The sequence below is a fragment of the Anaerovibrio sp. genome, from assembly GCF_051866355.1.
Lineage (GTDB): Bacteria > Bacillota > Negativicutes > Selenomonadales > Selenomonadaceae > Anaerovibrio.
In genome coordinates this window covers 1-1,735 of record NZ_JBJDWZ010000151.1, presented here as the reverse complement: position 1 = coordinate 1,735, position 1,735 = coordinate 1, and the positions used below count along the sequence as shown (strand labels likewise).

Annotated in this window: 2 protein-coding genes; both read left to right on the top strand. The window is 51.1% G+C overall.

What is annotated here, in order from left to right:
• Positions 1-909, top strand: a 909-nt coding sequence (gene rfbD, locus ACI3UA_RS08005; protein WP_439724291.1) for a dTDP-4-dehydrorhamnose reductase, incomplete at its 5' end; no start/stop codon positions are given.
• 130 nt (positions 910-1,039) lie between these two features.
• Entirely contained in the window at positions 1,040-1,735 is a 696-nt protein-coding gene (gene cobI / locus ACI3UA_RS08000; protein ID WP_439724290.1) for a precorrin-2 C(20)-methyltransferase, read from the top strand.

The window sequence follows — 1,735 nt, the reverse complement described above, 5'->3', positions numbered from 1 at the left end:
ATGAAGGTTTTTGTTACGGGTGTCAACGGCCAGCTGGGGCATGATGTGGTCAATGAGCTGATGGCAAGGGGACATGAGGCAATCGGTTCGGGCTTGTCCGAGGAGTACAGCGGCGTGCAGGATGGCAGTGCCGTATGCAGTGCGCCTTATTGTCAGCTGGATATTCTGGACAGGACAAGGGTGAGGGAGATTATCTTTGACCTGCAGCCGGATGCGGTTATTCACTGTGCGGCCTGGACGGATGTGGACGGAGCCGAGGATGAGGCGAACAAGGCGAAGGCACTGGATGTCAATGGCAACGGCACCAGCAATATTGTGGATGCCTGCAATTATATTCACTGCAAGCTGATGTATATCTCCACGGATTATGTCTTTGCCGGGCAGGGAACCGAGCCGTGGTCAGCTGACTGTCAGGACTATGACCCGTTGAATGTGTACGGCTTCGGCAAGCTGATGGGTGAGCTGGTGGTGAAGGAGTGCCTGGAGAAGTTCTTCGTGGTGCGCATTTCCTGGGTATTTGGCAAAAACGGCAGTAATTTCATCAAAACCATGCTGAATGTGGGCAAAAAATACCCTGAGCTGCGGGTGGTCAATGACCAGATTGGCCGTCCGACCTATACGCTGGATTTGTCGAGGCTGCTGGTGGATATGATTGAAACGGAAAAATACGGCTTCTATAACGCCACCAACGAGGGGGATTATATCAGCTGGTATGATTTCGCCTGCGAGATTTTCCGTCAGGCCGGCTATGCGACGAAGGTCATTCCGGTTACCACCGAGGAATATGGTGGCAGCAGGGCGGCACGTCCCTTTAACAGCAGGCTGGCTACCGGCAAGCTGGCAGAAAACGGCTTTGTGCCGTTGCCGGAGTGGAAGGATGCACTGGGGCGGTATCTGAAAGAATTATAGCCATTAATTTATAAAATATAAATAAAAAGCATCCGTTTTAGAGATGCAAAAAAAGAAATGTATGAGCAGTAATCTTTGCGGCGCTTGTTGTATTTGTTGCGTGTAGTGCAGAAAGGAATGAAGTTTTTCTATGGCAGGAAAGTTATTTGGTATTGGTGTAGGGCCGGGGGATCCGGAGCTTTTAACGGTCAAGGCCATCAATGCAATCAAGCAGCTGGACGTGATTATTGCCCCTAAGACTGAAAAGAAGGATGGCAGTGTGGCGCTGAATATTGCCAGCCAGTATATAAAGCCTGAAACGGAAATCGTGTATCAGGTGTTTCCTATGACGGTGGGGTTTGCGGAGGATGATACTGCATGGCAGAGCAATAAGCAGGAGATTCTGGAACTTTTGCAGGCCGGGAAGAATGTAGGCTTTTTGACGCTGGGAGATCCGATGTTTTACAGCACCTACATCTACGTATTCCGGCTGTTGCAGCATGAGCCGGTGGAGATTGAAACGATTCCGGGGATTCCGGCATTCTGTGCCATCGGCAGTGCCACCAATACCCCGATTGTGGAGGGGGACAGCATTTTGAGCATCGTTCCTGCCAACATGCCGGAGGACAAGGTGCGGGCGGCCCTCAGAACCTGCGACAATGCTGTGCTGATGAAGGTGTACAAGAACTCGGATGCCGTTATTGACATGCTTGCGGAGGAAGGCCTGGCGAAGCAGGCAGTGCTGGCAAGCCGCTGTGGTCTTGACGATGAGGTTATTATCCGGGATATTTCAGGGGAAAAGGGCAGAAAGCTGAATTATCTTTCCACTATCCTCACGAGAAGATAA

What these genes read in the sequence shown, in the direction of transcription:
- cobI (WP_439724290.1), top strand. Translation starts at nt 1,040, where the DNA reads ATGGCAGGAAAGTTATTTGGTATTGGTGTAGGGCCGGGGGATCCGGAG.